This window comes from Curtobacterium sp. MCBD17_035, from assembly GCF_003234815.2.
Lineage (GTDB): Bacteria > Actinomycetota > Actinomycetes > Actinomycetales > Microbacteriaceae > Curtobacterium.
In genome coordinates, this window is record NZ_CP126279.1 from 1320783 (window position 1) to 1342770 (window position 21988).

18 protein-coding genes are annotated in these 21988 nt (G+C 71.8%); 14 read left to right on the top strand and 4 right to left on the bottom strand.

The genetic code is table 11. The annotated features are described in order from the left end of the window. Positions 1-65 precede the first annotated feature (65 nt). Positions 66-1940, bottom strand: a complete 1875-nt coding sequence (locus DEI93_RS06295) for a glycoside hydrolase family 15 protein (RefSeq protein WP_111119175.1) — start codon at positions 1938-1940, stop codon at positions 66-68. A 108-nt stretch (positions 1941-2048) separates the two neighbouring features. Continuing rightward, complete coding sequence (locus tag DEI93_RS06300) at positions 2049-3095, bottom strand: App1 family protein phosphatidate phosphatase (RefSeq protein WP_111119174.1); 1047 nt, start codon at positions 3093-3095, stop codon at positions 2049-2051. Between the two features lie 379 nt (positions 3096-3474). On the opposite strand from DEI93_RS06300, the gene DEI93_RS06305 reads away from it, so the two are divergent. The 9 genes from DEI93_RS06305 (at position 3475) to holA (ending at position 14754) form a co-directional block, all read left to right on the top strand. After that, positions 3475-4119 (top strand): TetR/AcrR family transcriptional regulator, encoded by a 645-nt coding sequence (locus tag DEI93_RS06305; RefSeq protein WP_181434655.1) that lies wholly within the window; start codon positions 3475-3477, stop codon positions 4117-4119. Between the two features lie 330 nt (positions 4120-4449). Then, positions 4450-5334 (top strand): ABC transporter ATP-binding protein, encoded by an 885-nt coding sequence (locus DEI93_RS06310; protein WP_111119173.1) that lies wholly within the window; start codon positions 4450-4452, stop codon positions 5332-5334. After that, positions 5331-6068 (top strand): ABC transporter permease, encoded by a 738-nt coding sequence (locus DEI93_RS06315; RefSeq protein ID WP_111119172.1) that lies wholly within the window; start codon positions 5331-5333, stop codon positions 6066-6068. Before DEI93_RS06310 ends, DEI93_RS06315 begins: the two co-directional genes overlap by 4 nt. Beyond that, complete coding sequence (locus tag DEI93_RS06320; RefSeq protein WP_111008935.1) at positions 6065-6793, top strand: ABC transporter permease; 729 nt, start codon at positions 6065-6067, stop codon at positions 6791-6793. Before DEI93_RS06315 ends, DEI93_RS06320 begins: the two co-directional genes overlap by 4 nt. After that, positions 6790-7716, top strand: a complete 927-nt coding sequence (locus DEI93_RS06325) for an ABC transporter substrate-binding protein (protein WP_111008657.1) — start codon at positions 6790-6792, stop codon at positions 7714-7716. The genes DEI93_RS06320 and DEI93_RS06325 overlap by 4 nt, the downstream gene beginning before the upstream one ends. A 159-nt stretch (positions 7717-7875) precedes the next feature. Further along, positions 7876-10431: a leucine--tRNA ligase gene (gene leuS / locus DEI93_RS06330; RefSeq protein ID WP_111119171.1), complete on the top strand. Its 2556-nt coding sequence runs from the start codon at positions 7876-7878 to the stop codon at positions 10429-10431. Positions 10432-10535: 104 nt separating this feature from the next. After that, a complete protein-coding gene (locus DEI93_RS06335) occupies positions 10536-11210 on the top strand; it encodes a ComEA family DNA-binding protein (RefSeq protein ID WP_111119170.1) in 675 nt (224 codons plus the stop codon). Beyond that, complete coding sequence (locus tag DEI93_RS06340) at positions 11207-13822, top strand: ComEC/Rec2 family competence protein (protein WP_111119169.1); 2616 nt, start codon at positions 11207-11209, stop codon at positions 13820-13822. The genes DEI93_RS06335 and DEI93_RS06340 overlap by 4 nt, the downstream gene beginning before the upstream one ends. Beyond that, positions 13735-14754 (top strand): DNA polymerase III subunit delta, encoded by a 1020-nt coding sequence (gene holA / locus DEI93_RS06345; RefSeq protein WP_111119168.1) that lies wholly within the window; start codon positions 13735-13737, stop codon positions 14752-14754. Before DEI93_RS06340 ends, holA begins: the two co-directional genes overlap by 88 nt. 241 nt (positions 14755-14995) lie before the next feature. On the opposite strand, the gene rpsT is transcribed toward holA, so the two are convergent. Beyond that, on the bottom strand, positions 14996-15256 hold the full coding sequence (rpsT, locus tag DEI93_RS06350) for a 30S ribosomal protein S20 (protein ID WP_111026110.1): 261 nt from the start codon (positions 15254-15256) through the stop codon (positions 14996-14998). 169 nt (positions 15257-15425) lie between these two features. Here rpsT and DEI93_RS06355 point away from each other — a divergent pair, with 169 nt between their 5' ends. The 4 genes from DEI93_RS06355 (at position 15426) to DEI93_RS06370 (ending at position 19930) form a co-directional block, all read left to right on the top strand. Continuing rightward, on the top strand, positions 15426-16568 hold the full coding sequence (locus DEI93_RS06355; RefSeq protein WP_111012608.1) for a pyridoxal phosphate-dependent aminotransferase: 1143 nt from the start codon (positions 15426-15428) through the stop codon (positions 16566-16568). A gap of 118 nt (positions 16569-16686) precedes the next feature. Next, positions 16687-18543 (top strand): translation elongation factor 4, encoded by a 1857-nt coding sequence (gene lepA, locus DEI93_RS06360; RefSeq protein WP_111026109.1) that lies wholly within the window; start codon positions 16687-16689, stop codon positions 18541-18543. Further along, complete coding sequence (locus DEI93_RS06365; RefSeq protein ID WP_181435973.1) at positions 18540-19280, top strand: DUF1990 domain-containing protein; 741 nt, start codon at positions 18540-18542, stop codon at positions 19278-19280. Before lepA ends, DEI93_RS06365 begins: the two co-directional genes overlap by 4 nt. After that, positions 19277-19930 (top strand): DUF1990 domain-containing protein, encoded by a 654-nt coding sequence (locus DEI93_RS06370; RefSeq protein ID WP_111036758.1) that lies wholly within the window; start codon positions 19277-19279, stop codon positions 19928-19930. The genes DEI93_RS06365 and DEI93_RS06370 overlap by 4 nt, the downstream gene beginning before the upstream one ends. A 19-nt stretch (positions 19931-19949) precedes the next feature. On the opposite strand, the gene DEI93_RS06375 is transcribed toward DEI93_RS06370, so the two are convergent. Then, on the bottom strand, positions 19950-20684 hold the full coding sequence (locus DEI93_RS06375; RefSeq protein ID WP_111048615.1) for an HAD family hydrolase: 735 nt from the start codon (positions 20682-20684) through the stop codon (positions 19950-19952). Positions 20685-20766: 82 nt separating this feature from the next. On the opposite strand from DEI93_RS06375, the gene hemW reads away from it, so the two are divergent. Then, positions 20767-21984, top strand: a complete 1218-nt coding sequence (hemW, locus tag DEI93_RS06380) for a radical SAM family heme chaperone HemW (protein WP_181435972.1) — start codon at positions 20767-20769, stop codon at positions 21982-21984. Positions 21985-21988: the final 4 nt, after the last annotated feature.

Genomic DNA, 21988 nt, shown 5'->3' on the forward strand with positions numbered 1-21988 from the left:
CGACGCGACCGCGGCCCCGTCACCTCGCCGGTGACGGGGCCGCGGTCGTGTCGGCGTGCGGCGCGTCAGTCGGGAGCGCCCGCGGCTTCGCCCACACCGGTGGTGCTGCGGGTGGTGCCGTCGTTCTGGGCCTCCCGGGTGCGGATGCCGGGCCCGGCCTCGCCGCGCGCCCGGCGGATCGCGTCGGCGGCGGTGACGAGGGTCAGGTGCGACAGCGCTTGGGGTGTGTTGCCGATCTGCCGGCCGTGCTCGACGTCGTACTCCTCCGAGAGCATCCCGACGTCGTTCGCGAACCCGACGAGCGTGTCCATGAGGCGTTCGGCGTCCTCGATCCGGCCCGACGCCGCGTACTGCTCGACGAGCCAGAACGAGCAGGCGAGGAACGGGTGCTCCGATCCAGACAGGCCGTCGAAGCCCGCGGTGGTGCGGTACCGGAGCAGCAGTCCGTCGGGTCCGGTGCGGAGGTCGTGCTCGATCGCGGCGACGGTGCCGAGCATGCGGGGGTCGTCGGGCTTGCAGAAACCGATCTGGGGGAGGACGAGCAGCGAGGCGTCCACCTCGTCGGTGTCGTAGTGCTGCCGGAAGGTGTTCCGCACCGGGTCGTAGCCCTGCGTCTCGATCTCCTCGCGGACCCGGTCACGGAACCCGCGCCAGCGCTCGACCGGCCCCTCGAGTCCGAACTCCTCGACGGCGGCGACACCGCGGTCGAACGCGGCCCAGATCATCGCGCGTGAGTGCGTGAAGTGGCGGCGCGGCCCACGCATCTCCCAGATGCCGTTGTCGGGGTCCTGCCAGTGCTCCTCGACGTAGGCCAGGAGTGCGCGCTGCAGCGACCAGCTGTCCGCGTTCTCCTCGACGCCGAGCTCGCGTGCGTCGTGCAGCGCCGCCAGGACCTCGCCGAAGACGTCGCCCTGGTACTGCGTGTAGGCGCCGTTGCCGACGCGGACCGGGCGGGAGTCCTCGTACCCCGCGAGGTGGTCGAGGGTGCGCTCCGGGAGTTCCCGCTCGCCGGCGAGGCCGTACATGATCTGGACGTCGGCGGGGTCACCGGCGATCGCGCGGAGCAACCAGTGCTTCCAGCCGTCCGCCTCGTCGCGGAACCCGTGCGCGAGGAGCGCCGCGAGCGTCAGCGACGCGTCGCGCAGCCACACGTACCGGTAGTCCCAGTTGCGTTCGCCGCCCGGGTCCTCCGGGAGGCTCGTGGTCGCTGCCGCGGCGATACCGCGGGTGTCCTCGTGCGTCAGCGCACGGAGCACGAGCAACGAGCGGTGCACGGCGTCGGCGTAGCGACCATCGGTGGCGTCGCCGGCGGCCCAGTGGCGCCACCAGCCGACGGTCTCGTCGAGGACGGCGTCGACCTGCGGGGGCGTCGGCGGCTCACGATGGGACGGGTACCAGGTCAGCGTGAGGTCGACCGTGCTGCCGGCCTCGACGGTGAACCGGCTCTCGTGACGGTGGCCCTCCGCATGGAGGCGCGGTCCACGGACGACGATCGAGTCCGGCCCCGCGGTGGCGAGCAGGACGTGCGCGTCGTCGTGGCCGATCTGCCGCACCCACGGCACCGTCGCTCCGTAGCCGTACCGGATCCGCAGTTCCTGCCGCATCGCCACCGATCCGCGCACCCCGCGGACCCGTCGCACGAGGTCGGCGCGCCGGTCCCCGGACGGCATGAACTCGGTCACCTCGACGACGCCGGTGGAGGTCGTCCAGGTCGTCACGAGGACGAACGTGTCGTCGAGGTAGCGGCGTGTGGCGGTCGCGGTGTCGTCGTCCGGTCGGAGCAGCCAGCGACCGTCGTCCTCGTCGCCGAGGAGCGCGGCGAACGCGGACGCGCTGTCGAACCGGGGCAGACACAGCCAGTCGATGCTGCCGTCCCGGCCGACGAGCGCGGCGGTGTGGCAGTCGCCGATGAGTGCGTAGTCCTCGATGTGGAGCGCCATCGGTCCAGCCTGTCACCCTGCGGGTCCCGCGTCCGGCGGGAGGGAGTCGGCTGTGCACTCCCGCAGGGGAGCGGTGTCCGGACGTCCGGATCGGCACGCCGACACGGGTCAGCGCCGGGTGATCCCGACGTCGGCGAGTGCCTCCCAGAGCCCGGCGCCGTCCGGGGCGTAGACCCACGGAGCGGCCGAATTGCGGCTGCGTTCCTGAGCCCGGGAGCGTCCGCCGGCGAGCACGGCCTCGCTCGTCGAGAGCTGGCGGATCGCGACCCCGGAGACCTTGCCCTCGTGCTCGGCGATGAACTCGCCGTACAGCTCCTCGTCGTGCTGGCCGTCGTCGCCGACGAGCAGCCAGCGGACGTCGGGGAAGTCGGCGGCGAGCCGTCGGAGGTTCTCCTGCTTGTGGAGCCGTCCGCTGCGGAAGAAGCGGTCGTGCGTCGGACCCCAGTCCGTGAGGAGCAGGGCGCCGGGCGGGTACATGTTGCGAGTGAGGAACCGGTTGAGCGTCGGCGCGACGTTCCAGGCGCCGGTCGACAGGTAGACCACCGGAGCGCCCGGGTGCTGACCCAGGATCCGCTCGTACAGCACGGACATCCCGGGGACGGGGCGGCGGGCGTGCTCCGTGAGGACGAACGAGTTCCATGCCGCCAGGAACGGGCGGGGGAGGCTCGTCACCATGATCGTGTCGTCGACGTCCGAGACGACGCCGAAGCGGGTCGACGGATCCACGACGAACACCGGCGCGTGGACGGGACGCGAACCGCCAGCGGCGAGCGTGACGGTCTGCCAGCCGGGCTCGAGGTCGAGCGGGACACGCGTGTCGACCACGCCGCCCCGGTCGGCCTGCACGCGGTGCGTGGCACCACCGGCGGTGACGGTGACCTCGACGTCGTCGACGGCCACGCTCGTGAAGCTGCGCCAACCGCGGACGCCCTCGTAGCTGGCGTCGGAGGCGAGGCCACGCCGCGTGAGCAGGACCCGACAGAGGACCCGGACCCATCCCGGCGCCCCGTACCCGGTGTACGGGACGACCGTCGGCACGAGACCGCGAGCACGTGCCCGCCGCTCCCGGAACTCCTGGACCGCGTCCTCGACGCGGGCGGCGCGGTGCAGGATCGGGTCGACCAGCGCGGCATCCGGCATCGTCCGATCGGGCATCGCACCATCATTCCACGCCCCGGTGGGCGCCGGTCGGTCGGCCGACCCTCTGCCGAGTCGCCGCCGCCATCGGCCGCGGTCGGGTGATGTCATGACGCCGCGCACGGGGACGCGGGTGATCCGTCGGTCGGTGCGTGCACCGTGCCGGTCGCGTCGCCCCTCCCGTCCTGCCCTGGCCGGACGGGCGTCCCACGACACGCGTTGCCTCCGAGGAGTCGAAACGCAGCGTCGACCCAGGCGCTCGGTGCGACCATTGTGACCGTCACATCAACACGTCGGCGGGTCCGTCGCCCGTCGCGGCGCGGACGCCCGTTCGTCCCGCCGCCATCGGCCGCTCGGGCCGTCGACCAGCATCGCGTTCGCGCGAGGAGGAGAACACGTGCTCGTCACCGAGGTATCGAACGCACTGCCGGGGGGATCATCACTGCTCAGGAACGAGCCGGTCCAAGCCCGCAGTTCGGCGCGCCTCGCCGGGCTCCTCGACGCTGCGGCCGCGGTGATCGACGAGATCGGGCTCGAGCGCCTGACGACCGCCATGGTCGCCGAGCGGGCCGGAGCCTCGATCGGGACGGTCTACCGGTACTTCCCGGATCGCATCGCGGTCGTGGAGGCGCTCGCGATCCGGTGCGCCCAACGGCTCGCCGAGCGGTTCGTCTCGTCGATCGACGCGAGCGGCGCGACGACGTGGGAGCAGGGCGCGGACGCGCTCATCGACATGACGGTCGAGATGTACCGTACGGAGCCGGGGTTCCGTGCGGTCCGCTTCGGTGACGTCACCGAGGGCGACGACGGCACCGAGGACCGGATGTCCCAACTGGGCGGCGCGGTCGCCGTCATCTTCCGCGAGCGCTTCGGGTTCCCGGACTCCGAGCGGATGAGTCGGGCGTGGACCGTCCTGACCGAGGCCGGGCACGCGGTCCTCGCCCGCGCACACCGGGTGCCCGGTGCCGGGGACGCCGCACTCGTCGAGGAGTTCCGGGCGATGTCCCGCGCGTACCTGCGATCGGTCCTCGCCGACGCCTGACCCGGGGCCACCGGACGACGCCCGCTCCCGCTCTCGGGGGCGGGCGTCGTCGTCCGCCACGTCACGATTCGTCATCGTCCCGACGCGAGCGTCGGCGGACCCGGGTACGCTCCTGACCGTCCGTACCCCTCCGGTGCGGTGCGCTCGTACCCCGCTCGATCGGTCGATCCGGCGGAGCAGGGCGTCGGATGTCCGCGTACGCAATCCGTGATTGCCCATCGCGCCGAAGCATGCTTCAGTACGTGGGCGGGACGACCTCCACCCACCGGCGGGAGATCGACGGGCACGCGTCCACCAGACGCACCCAGGAACCGGAAGGGCCAAGCATCCATGATCGAGTTCCGATCGGTGCGCAAGCAGTACCCGGACGGCACCACCGCAGTCGAGCACTTCGACCTGGTGATCCCGTCCCGGACCACGACGGTCTTCGTCGGGTCGAGCGGCTGCGGCAAGACCACCCTGCTCCGGATGATCAACCGCATGGTGGACCCGACCGCGGGCAGTGTCGAGATCGACGGCGAGGACGTCGCGGCGGTCCCGCCGGTCGGACTCCGCCGCCGCATCGGGTACGTGATGCAGAACAGCGGACTCCTGCCGCACCGGAAGGTCGTCGACAACATCGCGACCGTGCCGCTGCTGACCGGCGTCCCGAAGGCCCGCGCACGGGAGCGTGCGCTCGAGCTCATGGACACCGTCGGACTCGATCGCGGCCTCGCCGACCGGTACCCCTCGCAGCTCTCGGGGGGTCAGCAGCAGCGTGTCGGGGTCGCCCGTGGCCTCGCCGTCGACCCGAACGTCCTCCTCATGGACGAGCCGTTCGGCGCGGTCGACCCCCTCGTGCGGACGGATCTGCAGAACGAGCTCATCCGGCTCCAACGAGAACTCGGCAAGACCGTCGTGTTCGTGACCCACGACATCGACGAGGCCTTCCGCTTGGGCGACCAGGTCGTCATCCTCCGCAAGGGCGGGGTGATCGCGCAACAGGGAACGCCGGCCGAGATCATGTCGTCGCCCGCCGACGACTTCGTCGCCGACTTCGTCGGTGCCGGTCGCGGCCGCCGCGCCCTCCGCATCGAGCAGACACCCGGTGGCCCCGTGGTGGTCGACGCCGACGGTCGTGCCGCCGGTGTGCTCACCGGACCCGTCCCATCCGTCTCCGAGGCCGCCGCGCACCCCGCGGCGGGTGCTGCGGCGCAGGGTGGGAGCGCGTCGTGACCTGGGTGTGGTCGAACCTCGACATCATCTGGTCGGACACGCTGGCGCACCTGGCGACCGCATTGCCGGCGATCGTCGTCAGCTTCCTCCTGTCGATCCCCATCGGGTGGCTCGTCGTCAAACTGCGCGGCCCCTCGACGGACGGCGGGGCGCCCCGGAGGCTCGCCCGGGGGACCGGCGGCGGCATCGTCGCCGTCGCCAGCCTGCTCTACGCGATCCCGTCCCTCCCGTTGTTCATCGCGCTGCCGGCGGTGATCGGCACCGACCTGCAGGACCCCGTCAACATCGTCGTCGCGCTGACGCTGTACGGGCTCGCGCTCATGGTGCGGTCGACGGCCGACGCGCTGTCGTCCGTCGACCCGGCCACGCAGGCAGCCGCCGTCGCCATGGGGTACTCACCGGTGCAGCGGTTCTTCCGGGTCGACCTGCCGCTCGCGGGGCCGGTGCTGCTCGCCGGCCTCCGGGTCGTCTCGGTGTCGACGATCTCGCTGACGACGGTCGGCGCGGTGCTCGGGGTGCAGAGCCTCGGGTCGCTGTTCACGGACGGCATCCAGCGCACGATCCCCGAGGAGATCGGCTCCGGGATCGTCATGGTCCTGGTCCTGGCGTTCGTGCTCGACGGCCTGCTCGTGCTGCTCGGACGGTTGGTGCTCCCGTGGACCCGGTCCGTGTCCCGCGCCACACGACGGCGCGCCGCCAGATCCACCGCACCGGTCACGGAGGTGACCTCGTGATCATCGGCCAGGCGTTCGCGTGGGTGTTCGACCCCACCAACTACCCCGGACCCACCGGCATCCCGACGCGCCTCTGGGAACACGTGTGGATCACGCTCCTCGCGGTCGGGATCGCCGCGGTCATCGCGATCCCGATCGGGTTCGCGATCGGACACACCGGTCGCGCGCGGAGCGTGGCGATCGCCCTCTCCGGCGGCATCCGTGCGTTGCCGACGCTCGGCGTGCTGACGCTGCTCGGCATCGCGCTCGGCGTCGGACTGTCCGCCCCGCTCATCGCCCTGGTCGTGCTCGCGATCCCGTCGGTGCTCGCCGGCGCCTACGCGGGCATCGAGGCCGTCGACCCGGTGACCGTGGACGCGGCCCGTGCCATGGGCATGACCGAGTGGCAGATCCTCTGGAAGGTCGAGATCCCGCTCGGCCTGCCGTTGCTCATCGGGGGCATCCGGGCCGCGGTCCTCCAGGTCGTCGCGACGGCGACCCTCGCGGCGTACGTCGGGGCCGGCGGTCTCGGCGGCTACCTGTTCCTCGGCCTCAAGATCCAGGACTACGCGGAGATGCTCGGCTCGTCGATCCTCGTGATCGCACTCGCCATCGTCTTCGAGATCCTCTTCGCCGGGTTCCAGCGGGCGGTGGTGCCCGTGGGCGTCGCCGGCCGTTCGGGCTCGCGTTCCCGGGTGACGCACGCGTCCTCCCACAATCCCCTCCCGGAAGGAAACCCCTCGTGACCACAGCAACCAGACTCCGCCTCGGCATCGCGGCCGCACTGGCCGTCGGCGCCGTCGCGGCGCTCACCGGCTGCTCCTCGAGCAGCCCCATCGCGGGCAGCAGCGCGTCGTCCGCCGCCGGGTCCTCGACCATCGTCGTGGGCTCGCAGCAGTACTACTCGAACGAGATCATCGCCGAGCTGTACTCGCAGGTGCTCGAGCACGACGGCTACGACGTGAAGCGGAACTTCAACATCGGGCAACGTGAGGTCTACCTGCCGCAGATGCAGAAGGGCGCCATCGACGTCATGCCCGAGTACAGCGGCAACCTGCTCCAGTACTACGACAAGAAGTCCACGGCGTCGAGCCCCGCGGAGATCGCCGCGGGTCTCAAGTCCGCCCTGCCGAGCGGGATCCGTGCGCTCCCCGCAGCGGCGGCGACGGACCAGGACAGCTACACGGTCACCAAGCAGTTCTCGCAGCAGAACCACGTGACCAGCCTGGCCGACCTGAAGGACGTCTCGACGAAGCTGACCGTCGGGGGGAACTCCGAGTTCCAGACCCGCCCCTATGGGCCGAACGGCCTCAAGTCCACCTACGGTGCCACCGTCGGGTTCACCGCGATCGAGGACTCGGGCGGCGCGCTCACCGTCAAGGCGCTCAAGGACGGCACGGTGCAGCTCGCCGACATCTACAGCGCCGACCCGAGCATCAAGGCGAACGACTTCGTCACCCTCAAGGACCCGAAGCACCTGATCCTGCCGCAGAACGTGACGCCGGTCGTCTCGAAGAAGGTGACCGGCAAGGCCGCCACCGACATCGAGAAGGTCGACAAGGCCCTGACCACGTCCGCGCTGATCCAGCTCAACACCGAGAGCACCGTGGACAAGGAGAAGTCGGCGCAGATCGCCAAGAAGTTCCTCACCGACAAGGGACTGCTCTGAGCACCGCGGCGCACTGACCACCGACACGGGGACGGACGCCCGGCGAGTGCCCGGCATCCGTCCCCGTGCGGCGTGCGGCCCGGCTCGGTTCGGTACCCTTGATCGTCGGTCACCCGCTCGTGTGCGGTGACCCGTCCCTCCCGACCGAATGAGAGTTCCGTGACCATCGAGCAACACGTCGAGGACCCGCACGCCTACGACCCCCGGCGCATCCAGGACAAGTGGCAGCGCATCTGGTCGGACCTCGGGCTCTTCACGACGGACCCGGAGGACCGCCGCCCGCGCAAGTACATCCTCGAGATGTTCCCGTACCCGTCCGGAGACCTGCACATGGGTCACGCCGAGAACTGGGCACTCGGCGACTTCGTCGCCCGGTACTGGCGGCAGCAGGGCTTCAACGTGCTGCACCCGATCGGGTGGGACTCGTTCGGCCTGCCCGCCGAGAACGCGGCCATCAAGCGCGGGATCGACCCCCGCGCCTGGACGTACGCGAACATCGAACAACAGAAGGCCTCGTTCAAGCGCTACGCCCCGTCCTTCGACTGGACGCGCGAGCTGCACACGTCGGACCCCGAGTACTACAAGTGGAACCAGTGGCTGTTCCTCAAGATGTACGAGAAGGGCCTGGCGTACCGGAAGGACAGCTGGGTCAACTGGGACCCGGTGGACCAGACCGTCCTGGCGAACGAGCAGGTGTTGCCGGACGGCACGTCCGACCGCTCGGGCGCCGTGGTCGTCAAGAAGAAGTTGACGCAGTGGTACTTCCGGATCACGGACTACGCGGACCGGTTGCTCGACGACCTCAACCAGCTCGAGGGCACCTGGCCGGCGAAGGTCATCGCCATGCAGCGCAACTGGATCGGTCGATCCGTCGGCGCCGACGTCGACTACGTGATCGAGGGGCGGGACGAACCCGTCACCGTCTTCACGACGCGACCCGACACGGTCTTCGGCGTCACGTTCCTCGTCGTCGCCCCGGACAGTGACCTCGCCGCCGAACTCGTCGCGTCATCGGACGACGCGACCCGGGCGGCCTTCGCCGAGTACCTGACCGAGACCCAGGCGACGAGCGAGATCGACCGGCAGAACGCCGACCGGCCGAAGACCGGTGTCCCGCTCAACCGGTTCGCCCTGCATCCGGTCACGGGGGAGCGCCTGCCCATCTGGGCGGCCGACTACGTGCTCGCGGACTACGGCCACGGTGCGGTCATGGCGGTGCCGGCCCACGACCAACGCGACCTCGACTTCGCACGCGTGTTCGGCCTCCCGGTCAAGGTGGTCGTCGACACGAACGCGGCCGTCACCGGTGCCATCCCGGTGATCCCCGAGGGCGCGACCCTCGAGGACTTCGACCTGCCGCCGCTCGACCCGGCATCGACCGGTGTCGCGCTGACCGGACAGGGGCGGATGATCGCGTCCGGACCGCTCGACGGCATGAGCAAGCAGCACGCGATCCAGGCTGCGATCCGGCTGCTCTCGGAGAAGGGCACCGGTCGCGCCGCCAAGACGTACCGACTGCGCGACTGGCTCATCTCCCGCCAGCGGTACTGGGGCACGCCGATCCCGATCATCCACGGCGACGACGGCACCGAGTACCCGGTGCCCGAGGACCAGCTGCCCGTGCTGCTCCCGCCGAGCGAGGGACTCGACCTCAAGCCGAAGGGCACGAGCCCGCTCGGCGGCGCCGAGGACTGGGTGAACGTGCCGAACCCGGTGGACGGCACTCCCGCCAAGCGCGACGCCGACACGATGGACACCTTCGTGGACTCGTCCTGGTACTTCCTGCGGTTCCTGAGCCCGAACGACGACAGCCAGGCGTTCGACCCGGCCGAGGCGCGCAAGTGGGCGCCCGTCGACCAGTACATCGGCGGCGTCGAGCACGCGATCCTGCACCTGCTCTACGCGCGGTTCGTCACGAAGGTCCTGTTCGACCTCGGGTACATCGACTTCACGGAGCCCTTCAACGCGCTGCTCAACCAGGGTATGGTGCTGTCCGGCGGGTCGAAGATGTCGAAGTCGAAGGGCGGCGTCAGCCTCGGGGACGAGCTCGACGCGCACGGGGTCGACGCCATCCGTCTGGTGATGGGCTTCGCCGGTCCGCCGGAGGACGACATCAACTGGGAGGACGTCTCGCCCGCCGCGAGCGCGCGCTTCCTCGCTCGCGCCTACCGCCTGGCGGTGGACGTGACGTCGGCTCCGAACGCGGTGTGGGCCGAGGGCGACCGTGCGCTGCGCCGCGTCACCCACCGGTTCCTCGCCGACGCGCCCGGTCTCATGGAGTCCTTCAAGTTCAACGTCGTCATCGCGCGGCTCATGGACCTGGTCAACGTCACGCGCAAGGCCATCGACTCGGGTGTCGGGCCGGCAGACCCCGCGGTGCGCGAGGCCACCGAGACCGTCGCGCTCGGTCTGAGTGTCTTCGCGCCGTACACCGGCGAAGAGATGTGGGAGCGGCTCGGGTACGAGCCGTCGGTGGCGACACACGGTTGGCGGAAGGCCGATCCCACCCTGCTCGTGCAGGAGAGCGTCACGGCGGTCGTGCAGGTCAACGGCAAGGTGCGCGACACGTTCGAGGTGCCGCCGTCGATCGACGCGGACGCCCTGGAGGCGCTGGCCCGGTCCTCCGCATCGGTGCAGCGGTTCATCGGTGAGCGCGAGATCGTCAAGGTGATCGTCCGCGCGCCGAAGCTGGTCAACATCGCGATCCGGGGCTGACTGCCCTCCGCGCCCACTCCTCCACAACGGCCCCGCTGGGGCGTCCCGACACAGGACGCACCGGCGGGGCCGTTCGGCTTCGGGAGCGCCCCTAGCGTCGGAGCATGACGGGAGACGAGTTCGACGACACCGCATCGGTCCGCACGTGGATCCGGCCGCGCGCCCTCGTGGTCGCCGCCATCGCCGTGACGGTCGTGGCACTCGTGCTGTTGGCGGTGGGCGCACTGACCGACCACGCCACGACGGTCCAGCGCTCCGCCGATGCGGTCTCGGTGTCGGCGCCCGCCACGGCGTCCACGGGAGTGGTCCCCCCAGCGGCGACGCCCGCGACCGTCGTCGTCCACGTGCTCGGGGCCGTCGCCACGCCGGGCCTCGTCGAGCTCCCGGTCGGTGCCCGCGTCGACGACGCGGTCACCGAGGCCGGCGGGGCGGCCGACCACGCAGACCTGAGCCGGGTGAACCTCGCCCGGCCACTGGTGGACGGCGAGCAACTGTACGTGCCGCGTGACGGCGAGGACGACGTCCCCGAGGCCCCGGGACCCGTCGTGGGGGGCGGGAGTGCGTCCGTCGATGGTGGGGAGGGCCCGACCCTGGTGGACCTCAACACCGCCGATGCCACCGCCCTGGAGACCCTGCCCGGCATCGGACCGGCGCTCGCCGACCGGATCGTCGCGTGGCGGACCGAGCACGGTCGGTTCTCGAGCGTCGAGGACCTGCTCGACGTCAGCGGGATCGGTGACGCGACCTTCGCGGACCTCCGGGACCGGGTGCGGGTGTGACGTCGCTCGGTGCGCCACGTCCCGATCTCCGGCTCGTCGTGCCGGTGGCCGTGGCCTGGGTGGTCGCGGTGGTCCTGGTCGCCAGTCCCGGGCACGCGGTCCCGGTCGCCATGGCCGCGGGAGTCGCCGCGGCCACAGCGGTCCTGGTCGTCCTCCGGGTGGTCCGTCGCGGGCGGACGGGCCCACCCCGAGCGCACAGCGGACCGCTCGGCGTCGTCGGCCTCGTCGCGCCCACCCTGCTGCTCGTGGCCCTCGTCGCGGTCGCCGTCGACGTGCGTGACGCCGTGCGGCGTCCGGAAGCCATCCGAGCGATCGACGACGGGGCGGCCGTGGTCGCCGAGGTCGTGCTCGAGCGCGACGGCGAACCGGGCGAGCGAACGGTCCCCGGGCGCCTCGTCCGGATGGAGCACCGCGCGGGTGGCGAGACGATCACGACCACCGGCCTCCGCGTCCCTGCCCGCGTGGTCCTCGCGGAGCCGGGCTCGACGGAGCACGACCCCGGTGCCAGCGACGTCGCCGTCCCACTCGTCGCGGGTGCCACGGTGCGTGTGCACGCGGAGCTGGTCGCCGGGACGCCGGGTGCGACCGCGTCCGTCCTGCTCTTCATCCGGGGCGACCCCGAGGTCGTCCACGCTCCCGCGGCGCTGCTCCTCGCCAGCACGACCGCCCGGCGCGCGTTCGCCGAGGTCACCGGGAGACTGCCCGGCCCCGGAGCCGGCCTGCTGCGCGGGCTCGCGATCGGGGACCGGAGCGGTATCGACGACCGGACCGCGGATGCGATGGAGGTGACCGCACTGACGCACCTCACCGCCGTCTCCGGCTCGAACTGCGCGGTGCTCGTCGGACTCGTGATGCTCGTCGGCCGGGCCGCACGCGCCCCGCGGCTGGCGCGTGTCGTGGTTTCGGTCGTCGTGCTCGGCGCATTCGTCCTGCTCGTGCGACCGGATCCGAGCATCGTGCGCGCGACGATCATGGCGGTCGTCGTGCTCGTCGTGCACCTGCGTGGACGACCCGTGCAGGGCGCACCGCTCGTGGCGCTGGCGACCATCGGCATGCTCGTCGTCGACCCGTGGCTCGCCCGGTCCTTCGGGTTCGCGCTCTCCGTCCTGGCCACCGCGGGGGTCGTGGTGGTCGCCCCGGTCCTGGCGTCGCGTCTCGCCGGACGACTCGGACCCGTCGTCGCGGCGTCGCTCGCGGTACCGGTCGCGGCGCAGGCCGCGTGCTGGCCCGTCACCGTGGTGCTCGCACCGTCCATCCCGACGTACGCCGTGCTCACGAACCTGGTCACGGAGCCGTTGGCTCCCGTCGCGACCGTCCTCGGGCTGGCGGCGTGCGCGCTCGCGCCCATCTGGTCGACCGGTGCCTGGTTCCTCGCGGCCGCCGCGTGGGCACCCGCCGCGGTCATCGCCGTCGTCGCGCGGGCGGCCGCGGCACTCCCGTTCGCGGTCGTCCCCTGGCCGGCCGGCCCGTTCGGCGCCGCGACGGCCGCACTGGTGAGCGCGGCGGTCGTGGCGGCCGTGTTCGTGCGCCGTGCTGCACGGGCGGTCCCCGTGGCCGCGGCGGTGGTGGTCGGGGTGATCGGCGTCTCGGTCGTCGTCGTGCCCGACGCCGTCGTCCGGGGGAGCGTCCCCGCCGACTGGTCGCTCGCGGCCTGCGACGTCGGCCAGGGCGACGCGGTCCTGGTGCGGCGGGACGACGCGGTCGCGCTCGTCGACACGGGCGACGAGCCGGAGCGGCTCGAGCGCTGCCTCGACCTGCTGGGGATCGACCGGATCGACCTCTTCGTGGCCTCGCACTACGACCGCGACCACGTGGGTGCGGTCGGGGTGGTAGCCGACCGCGTCGGGACCGCCCTCGTCGGCCCGCTCGGCCGCGCGGCGGACGCCGACGTCGTCGCCACCCTGCGGCGCGCGGGTGCCGACGTGGTCACGGCGGGCGCAGGCACCGCCGGCACGCTCGGGGATCTGCCGTGGCGGGTGGTGTGGCCCCCTCCGTCGACCACCGAGGGCGGGAACGACGCGAGCGTCACGGTCCTGTTCGAGCCGTCCCGGCGTTGCTCCGACTGCCTGTCGTCGCTGTTCCTCGGCGACCTCGGCGAGGCGGCGCAGCGACGGCTGCTCGCCATGGTGACGGCAGCCGGAGGCTGGCCGCCCGTCGACGTCGTCAAGGTCGCGCACCACGGCTCCGCCGACCAGGACCCGGCGCTGTACCGAGCGGTGTCGGCTCGGGTGGGCATCGTGAGCGTGGGTGCCGACAACCCCTACGGGCATCCCACCGACCGCGCGCTCGCGATGTTGGAGGCAGCGGGCACGGCGGCGCTCCGCACCGATCAGAACGGCACGGTCGTGCTCTCGGCGTCGGGCGGCGACCTCCGCGTCTGGCGCGAGCGGCCCGACCGAGGCGATCCCACTGCGGGGGTGTCGCCCGTCGCCCGTACACTGCTGGAGGTCGGTCGGGTCGGAGCCCGGCGTGGACCGGGTCGGGCACGGTCGGGTCCACCAACGTCCCGAGCGGGAGGCACACCATGGCGGCGAAGAGACCAGCGCGCGCAGCCGCGGCGATCGACCAGGTCCCGTGGTCGGCGATCCGGCCGGCACCGGTCGTCCTCGTGACGGGACCCGAGACCTTCCTCGCCGAACGAGCGATCACCTCGCTGCGCGATCTCCTGCTCGCCGAGGACCCCGCACTCGAGGTCCACGATCTCGAGGCCGACCAGTACGCGCCTGGGCTGCTCGCGACCCTCGCCAGCCCCTCGCTGTTCGGCGAACCCCGCCTCCTGCGCGTCGTCCAGGTCGAGAAGTGCACGGACGCGTTCATCACCGAGACCCTCTCCTACCTCCAGGCCCCGGCCGACGACGTCACGCTCGTGCTCCGGCATGGCGGCGGCGTCCGCGGGAAGAAACTGCTCGACGCGATCCGTGGTGGCACTGGCGGCGGGATCGAGGTCCAGTGCGACGAACTGAAGAAGGAGACCGACCGGATCGACTTCGTCCAGGCCGAGTTCCGCGCCGCGCGCCGGAAGATCAGCCTGTCCGCGGTCCGCACCCTCGTCGCGGCGTTCGCGGACGACCTCGCCGAACTCGCTGCCGCCTGTCGTCAGCTGCTCGCCGACGACGACCAGGAGATCACGGACCGGACGGTGGACCGGTACTACGGCGGCCGGGTCGAGACGAACGCCTTCAAGGTGGCCGACATCGCGCTCGCCGGTCGATCGGGGCCGGCCGTCGTGCAGCTCCGGCACGCCCTGGCGACCGGCGAGGCCCCCGTGCCGATCGTCGCGGCGTTCGCGAGCAAGATCCGCACGATGGCGAAGGTCAGTTCCTTCCGCGGGTCGAGCGGGCAGGCGGCATCGGCGCTCGGGCTGGCACCGTGGCAGGTGCAGCGGGCGCAGCGAGACGTCCAGGGCTGGAGCGAGGCCGGCCTCGCGAACGCGATCCTCAGCATCGCGGCCGCCGACACGGCGGTGAAGGGCGGGTCCCGCGACGCCCACTACGCGCTCGAGGTGATGGTCCGCGTCATCGCCCGCCGCGGTGAGGGGACCTGACCGGGCCGGGCATGGTCCGCCGGGTGCTGATCCCGTAGGCCGGATCCGCCGGGTGCCGACCCCTGCGCAGTGCGGCCCCTGCGCAGTGTCGACCCCTGCGCAGTGCGGACCCCTGCGCAGTGCCGACCCCTGCGCCGTGCTGACCCCCAAGCCCGAGCTGCGCCGCGCCGGACACGCGGAACGCCCCCGGCACCGAGGTGTCGGGGGCGTTCTGCGAGGTGCGGCTCGGCCAGCGCTCAGATCAGAGCGCGGCGACCTTCTTCGAGATCGCGGACTTGCGGTTCGCGGCCTGGTTCTTGTGGATGACGCCCTTGCTCACGGCCTTGTCGAGCTTCTTCGTCGCGACGACGAGGGCGGCGGCGGCCTTGTCCTTGTCGCCGGCGGCGATGGCCTCGTTCGTGTGGCGGATGTACGTCTTGAGCTCGCTCTTGTAGGCCTTGTTGCGCTCCTGGGCCTTCAGGTTGGTCTTGATGCGCTTCATCTGCGACTTGATGTTCGCCATGCGGTTCTGCTTTCTGTGTGTCTCGGACGGGTGAACGCGATCACAGGGATAGAGGGTCCGATCGCGGATCGCGCTCCACCTGTGGGAGATGGAACACGCAAGCCAGCGAGCAATGTTACCAGGACCACGAGGAGCGATCAACGCGCCACCCCTCGACTAGCGTTGCGCCATGCCATCGCTCGCGCCGCACATCAGCACCGTGCCCGACTCCGGCATCCGGCGGATCTACGAGCAGGCTCTGCTCCTCGACGACGCCATCATGCTCGTGGTCGGCGAGCCCGACGTGCCCGTGGCCCGGCACATCGGCGACGCGGCGCGGCGCGCGTGGACCGAGGACCGGACCAACTACACGCCGAACGGCGGGATCGCGCCACTGCGGCGGGCCCTCCAGGAGAAGCTGTCCCGCGAGAACCGGATCGACGCCGAGATCGAGCAGGTCTGGGTGACCGTCGGGGCGACCCAGGCCCTGCACCAGGCGATGGCACTGCTGCTCGCACCGGGCGACGAGGTCCTCGTGCCGGACCCCGGCTACACGACCTTCACCATGAACGCCCACATGCTCGGTGCGGTCCCGGTGCCGTACGAGCTTGCACCGGCGCACGGGTTCGAGCCGGACCTCGACGCCCTCGAGGCGAGCGTGACCGACCGCACGCGCGTGCTCCTGCTCAACTCGCCGTCGAACCCGCTCGGGTCGGTGGTCGGCGCGGAGACCGTGCAGCGGCTGCTCGCCTTCGCCCGTCGGCACGACCTCTGGGTCATCAGTGACGAGGTCTACGAGTACTTCACGTTCGGCGCGCGCCACGTCAGTCCCGCGTCCCTCGACGAGGACGACCGGGTGTTCAGCGTGTTCTCCCTGAGCAAGACGTACGCGATGACCGGCGTGCGCGTCGGGTACCTCGTCACGCCGAGGGGCATGGCGGGGACCATGCGGACGGTCCAGGAGGCCACGGTGAGCTGTGTCGCCGAACCCGACCAGTTCGCGGCCCTCGCGGCCATCGTCGGGGACCACTCGGCCGTCCAGGAGGCCCGTGACCACTACCGCGCGAACCTCGAGGTGGCGCGACAGGTCCTCGACGCGAAGGGCATCACGTACAACGACCCCGAGGGCGCGTTCTACCTGTGGATCGACGTCGCGCACGCGACCGACGGGGACGTCGCGGCATGGGCGGAGCGGTTCCTGCTGACGGAGCGCGTCGCGGTGGCGCCGGGTAGCGCGTTCGGGAGGGCCGGTGAGGGGTGGATCCGCGTGTGCCTGGCCGCGGACCCCGCGGTGCTCCGCGAGGGTCTCCGTCGTCTCCCGGACCCGCGCTGACGACCCTGCCGGCAGGGTCGCTCCCGTCCTCGCCGCGGTCGCCGCGGCCGGGTCTGGCCGCATCGGTCGGCTGCGCGTGGAACAATCGACCGATCCACCGCTCGACCTCAGAGGAACCGTGAGCCCACAAGCATCCGCACCACTCGAACCCGCGTCGACGGCGGCCGGGGCGATCCGCAACTTCTGCATCATCGCCCACATCGACCACGGCAAGTCGACGCTGGCCGACCGCATGCTGCAGATCACCGGCGTCGTCGAGGAGCGTGCGATGCGGGCGCAGTACCTCGACCGGATGGACATCGAGCGCGAGCGCGGGATCACCATCAAGTCGCAGGCCGTGCGCATGCCGTGGGAGCGTGACGGCCAGACGTTCGCCCTGAACATGATCGACACTCCGGGCCACGTCGACTTCTCGTACGAGGTGTCGCGGTCGCTCGCCGCGTGCGAGGGCGCGATCCTGCTCGTCGACGCCGCCCAGGGGATCGAGGCGCAGACCCTGGCCAACCTGTACCTCGCGCTCGAGAACGACCTCGAGATCATCCCGGTCCTCAACAAGATCGACCTGCCCGCCGCGGAGCCGGACAAGTACGCCGCCGAGCTGGCGCAGCTCATCGGCGGCGACCCGGCCGACGTCCTGCGCGTGAGCGGCAAGACCGGCGTGGGCGTGGCGGAGCTGCTCGACCGGGTCGTCGAACGCATCCCGGCGCCGGTCGGTCGCCTGGACGCCGAGCCGCGGGCGATGATCTTCGACTCGGTCTACGACAGCTACCGCGGTGTCGTCACCTACGTGCGCATGGTCGACGGGCGGATCAGCCCCCGCGAGAAGATCCAGATGATGTCGACCCGCACCACCCACGAGATCCTCGAGATCGGGGTGTCGAGCCCGGAGCCGGTACCGACGAAGGGCCTGGCGGTCGGCGAGGTCGGGTACCTCATCACCGGCGTCAAGGACGTCCGGCAGTCCAAGGTCGGCGACACCGTCACGAGCGCCGCGAGGCCCGCCACCCAGGCGCTGGCCGGGTACACCGACCCGAAGCCGATGGTGTTCTCGGGGCTGTACCCGATCGACGGCAGCGATTACCCGGACCTGCGCGAGGCACTCGACAAACTGAAGCTGTCCGACGCCGCACTCGTCTACGAACCCGAGACCTCGGTCGCGCTCGGCTTCGGGTTCCGCTGCGGGTTCCTCGGGCTGTTGCACCTCGAGATCATCACGGAGCGGCTGTCCCGCGAGTTCGGACTCGACCTCATCACCACCGCGCCGAGTGTGGTCTACGAGGTCACGACCGAGGACAAGAAGACCGTCGAGGTCACGAACCCGTCGGAGTTCCCGTCGGGCAAGATCGCCAGCGTCAAGGAGCCCGTCGTCCGCGCGGCGATCCTGGCGCCGAAGGACTACGTGGGCGCGATCATGGACCTGTGCCAGTCGCGCCGCGGCACGATGCTCGGCATGGAGTACCTCGGCGAGGACCGCGTCGAGCTCCGGTACTCGATGCCGCTCGGTGAGATCGTGTTCGACTTCTTCGACCAGTTGAAGAGCCGCACGCAGGGGTACGCGAGCCTCGACTACGAGCCCATGGGGGACCAGGAGGCCGACCTCGTCAAGGTGGACATCCTGCTCCAGGGAGACCAGGTCGACGCCTTCAGCGCGATCGTCCACCGGGACAAGGCGTACGCGTACGGCGTGCTCATGACCGGTCGCCTGCGCGAACTCATCCCGCGGCAGCAGTTCGAGGTCCCGATCCAGGCCGCGATCGGTGCGCGCATCATCGCGCGCGAATCGATCCGTGCCATGCGCAAGGACGTCCTGGCGAAGTGCTACGGCGGTGACATCACCCGCAAGCGCAAGCTCCTCGAGAAGCAGAAGGAGGGCAAGAAGCGCATGAAGATGGTGGGTCGCGTCGAGGTCCCGCAAGAGGCGTTCATCGCTGCGCTCTCCGGTGACACCGAGGCCAAGGACGCCAAGAAGAAGTGACCGCCGACGGTCCGGGGAGCGCCCACGCCGCACGTGCCGGTGCTGACCGCGACGCCCTGACCTACGCGCCCGAGGGCGGATCGCTCGCCCCCGACCTGGTGACGGCCCCGTCAGCGGGGTACCGCGCGCGGCAGGACGCCGCGTGGATCGGGCGCGGTCGTGCCTGCCACGACCGCACGGTCGACGCCGTGCTCCGCTGGGAGATCCAGGAGCGCGTCGGGATCCGGGTGGAACCGGAGGTCCGGGAGACCCAGGACCACCGGGAGACCCAGGACCACCGGGAGACCCAGGACCACCGGGAGACCCAGGACCACCGGGAGGCCCGGGACCACCGGGAGGCCCGGGAGGACCCGGACGGTCCGCGCGACCCGTCCCGACCCGGGCGACCGCACCCGCGCCTCCGCGCCGGAGACCGTGCTGTCCTGCACATCCGCGCGTACGGCGTCACCACCCACGCGCCGGTCCGCGCCGTCCGCGTGGTCGACGAGGAGACCCGCGGCGGCTTCGCCTACGGCACCCGTCGCGGGCACCCCGAGTCGGGCGAGGTCGCGTTCCTCGTCGAGCACCGTCCCGATGACACGGTCTGGCTCGTCGTGCGGTCGTTCTCACGACCGGCGAACCGACTGTGGGCGCTGCTCTGGCCGTTCGTGCAGTGGAAGTCGCGGCGCACGACGGCGCGCTACCTGCGGGTCCTCGCCGGGGGGAACGATCCCACGCTCGGTACGATGGGCGGATGAGCACCCGCGGCAGCCACCGCCCCACCGCCCTGACCTACGGCGCCGTCGGGGCGACCCAGGCGCCGGACCTCATGACCTACCCGCCCGAGGGGTTCACGCCGAGCGAGTCCCGCACGCGCATCGGCCACGGCGACCAGCGGTTCGAGACGGCGTGGGTCCAGACCCTGACCTGGCAGATCCAAGAGCGCAGCGGCATCCGGGTCCGTGTGGAGGACGTCCCCGACGACGACGAGGTCGGCTACACCCCCGTCGAGTTCGACGACGAGGGTCGTCCGGTCACACCGGCCTCGATCGGCGGCGGGACGACCGAGCGGTTCGCGCCGGACGGTACGCCGTTGCTGACCGCGGGGACGACCGCGACGCTGACGATCCACGCGTACGGGCGGGTCGTGCACGCCCCGGTCCGCGTCGTCTCGGTGATCGACGAACCGGACCGCAAGGGCTTCGCGTACGGCACGCTCGAGGGGCACCCGGTGTCGGGCGAGGAGTCCTTCGTCGTCGAGCGCACCACGGACGGCTCGGTGTGGCTGCAGGTGCGGCAGTTCTCGCAGCCGTCGTCGCGCGGGTGGCGGTTCCTCGGCCCGTTCCTCCGACGCCAGCAGCGGCGACTCGCCCAGGCCTACCTGCAGGCATTGCTCGGTTCCGACTGACGATCGCGCGTCGGGCCGTTCAGACCAGGGGTCGGAGCGCGGCGACGGCGTCCAGCAGGGTGTCGGCACCCTCCGCGCAGTCCGCGACGACCGCGACCGCGCTCGTCCTGCCGAGCTCGTCGACGTCGTGCACGCCGGTGGCGACCGCGATGAACGGGATGCCCGCCGCGTCGGCGGCGGTGCCGTCGCGGGGCGTGTCCCCGATGACCACCACCCGGTTCCCGCGGAGGTCCGCGGCCGCCCGGCGCGTCAGCGCCTGCCGCTCGACGTCCTCGTCCCCGAAGTACGAGTGCGCCCAGTCGAACGCGTCCGGGTCGAACCCGGCGCTGGCGAGCTTGAGGCGAGCCCGACCCGCGGAGTTCCCGGTGAGCAGCGCGGAGCGCCAGCCACGATCGGTCATGCGTTGCAGCAGGGCCATCACACCCGGCGCGGGCGTCCGCCGCTCACCCGACCGGTAGCGCTCCTCGGACAGGCGTTGCAGGTGTCCGCGGACGGTCTCGGACAGCTCCGGGTCGAGCCCGTGGGCGCGGAGGGCCTCGAGGATGATCCCGGCGTCGGTCCGGCCGTGCTGGTGTCCGACGAGCTGCTCGAGGTCCCGGCCCACGGTGCGCTCGAGCGCGAGGTGGTACAGGCTCCCGGGGACGGCGGCGTTCTCGACGAGGGTCCCGTCGACGTCCCAGAGGACGATGGTGCCGACGACGCTGTCGGCGCTGGGTTCCGGGTCCGTGCTCCCGGAGGTGGTGCTGTCGTGCATGGGACCATCATGGCGACCCCGTTCCGGCCGCGCGACCGGTGGTGTGACCCGGGGACGGCGGCAGGGTGGGACAATGGAGTCCGTGCCCAGCGCCCTGCCGATCGCCGATCCCGCCCCCGCGGACGGCCTGATCGTCCCCTCGGCGGACGCGGGAGGCGTCCCGTTCGGCGTCTACGTGCACGTGCCGTTCTGCCGTGTCCGCTGCGGGTACTGCGACTTCAACACCTACACCGCGTCGGAGCTGCGGGGCGTCCGGCGCGACGACTACGCGGGTCACGCGGTCCAGGAGATCCGGTTCGCGGCGTCCGTCCTCGACCGGTCGGGCGTCGCGCGTCGGCCGGTGTCCACGGTGTTCTTCGGCGGTGGGACCCCGACGATGCTGCCGGCGGACGACCTCGTGATGATCCTCCGTGCGATCGACGACACCTGGGGGATCCTCCCGGGTGCCGAGGTCACGACCGAGGCGAACCCGGACTCGGTCGACGCGGAGTCCCTGGCGACGCTGCGCCGCGGCGGGTTCTCGCGCGTGAGCTTCGGCATGCAGTCCGCGGTGCCCCACGTGCTCGCCACGCTCGACCGGACGCACGACCCGGAGCGGGTCCCGCTCGTGGTGGACGCGGCGCGGGCGGAGGGGCTCGACGTCAGCCTCGACCTCATCTACTCGACGCCGGGGGAGTCACTCGACGACTGGCGCCGTTCGCTCGACGCGGCGATCGGGTACGGGCCGGACCACCTGTCGGCCTACGCGCTCATCGTCGAGGACGGCACGGCCATGGGGCGTGCCGTCGCAAAGGGGCTCCTGCCGGCGCCGGACGACGACCTGGCCGCCGACATGTACGAGGAGGCCGACGCGCGTCTCGGCGCCGCCGGGTACAGCTGGTACGAGGTCTCGAACTGGGCCCGCGGTGCCGAGCACGCGAGCCGCCACAACCTGTCCTACTGGAAGGGCCACGACTGGTGGGGGGTGGGTCCGGGCGCGCACTCGGCCGTCGCCGGCACCCGATGGTGGAACGTCAAGCACCCGGCCGCGTACGCCGCGCGCGTGCTCGGGGGCGACTCACCGGCGGCCGGCCGCGAGACGCTCGACGACGAGACCCGGTACGTCGAGCGCGTCCTGCTCGCTGCGCGCGTGCGCGGCGAGCTGGCCACCGCGGAGCTCCGTCCCGAGGCGCGTGGGCGCGTCGCCGGGCTCATCGCGCGCGGACTCGTCGACGGCCGCGCCGCCCTGTCCGGGAGGCTCGACCTCACGCTGCGCGGGCGCCTCCTGGCCGACGCCGTGGTGCGGGAGCTGTTGGACTGACGGA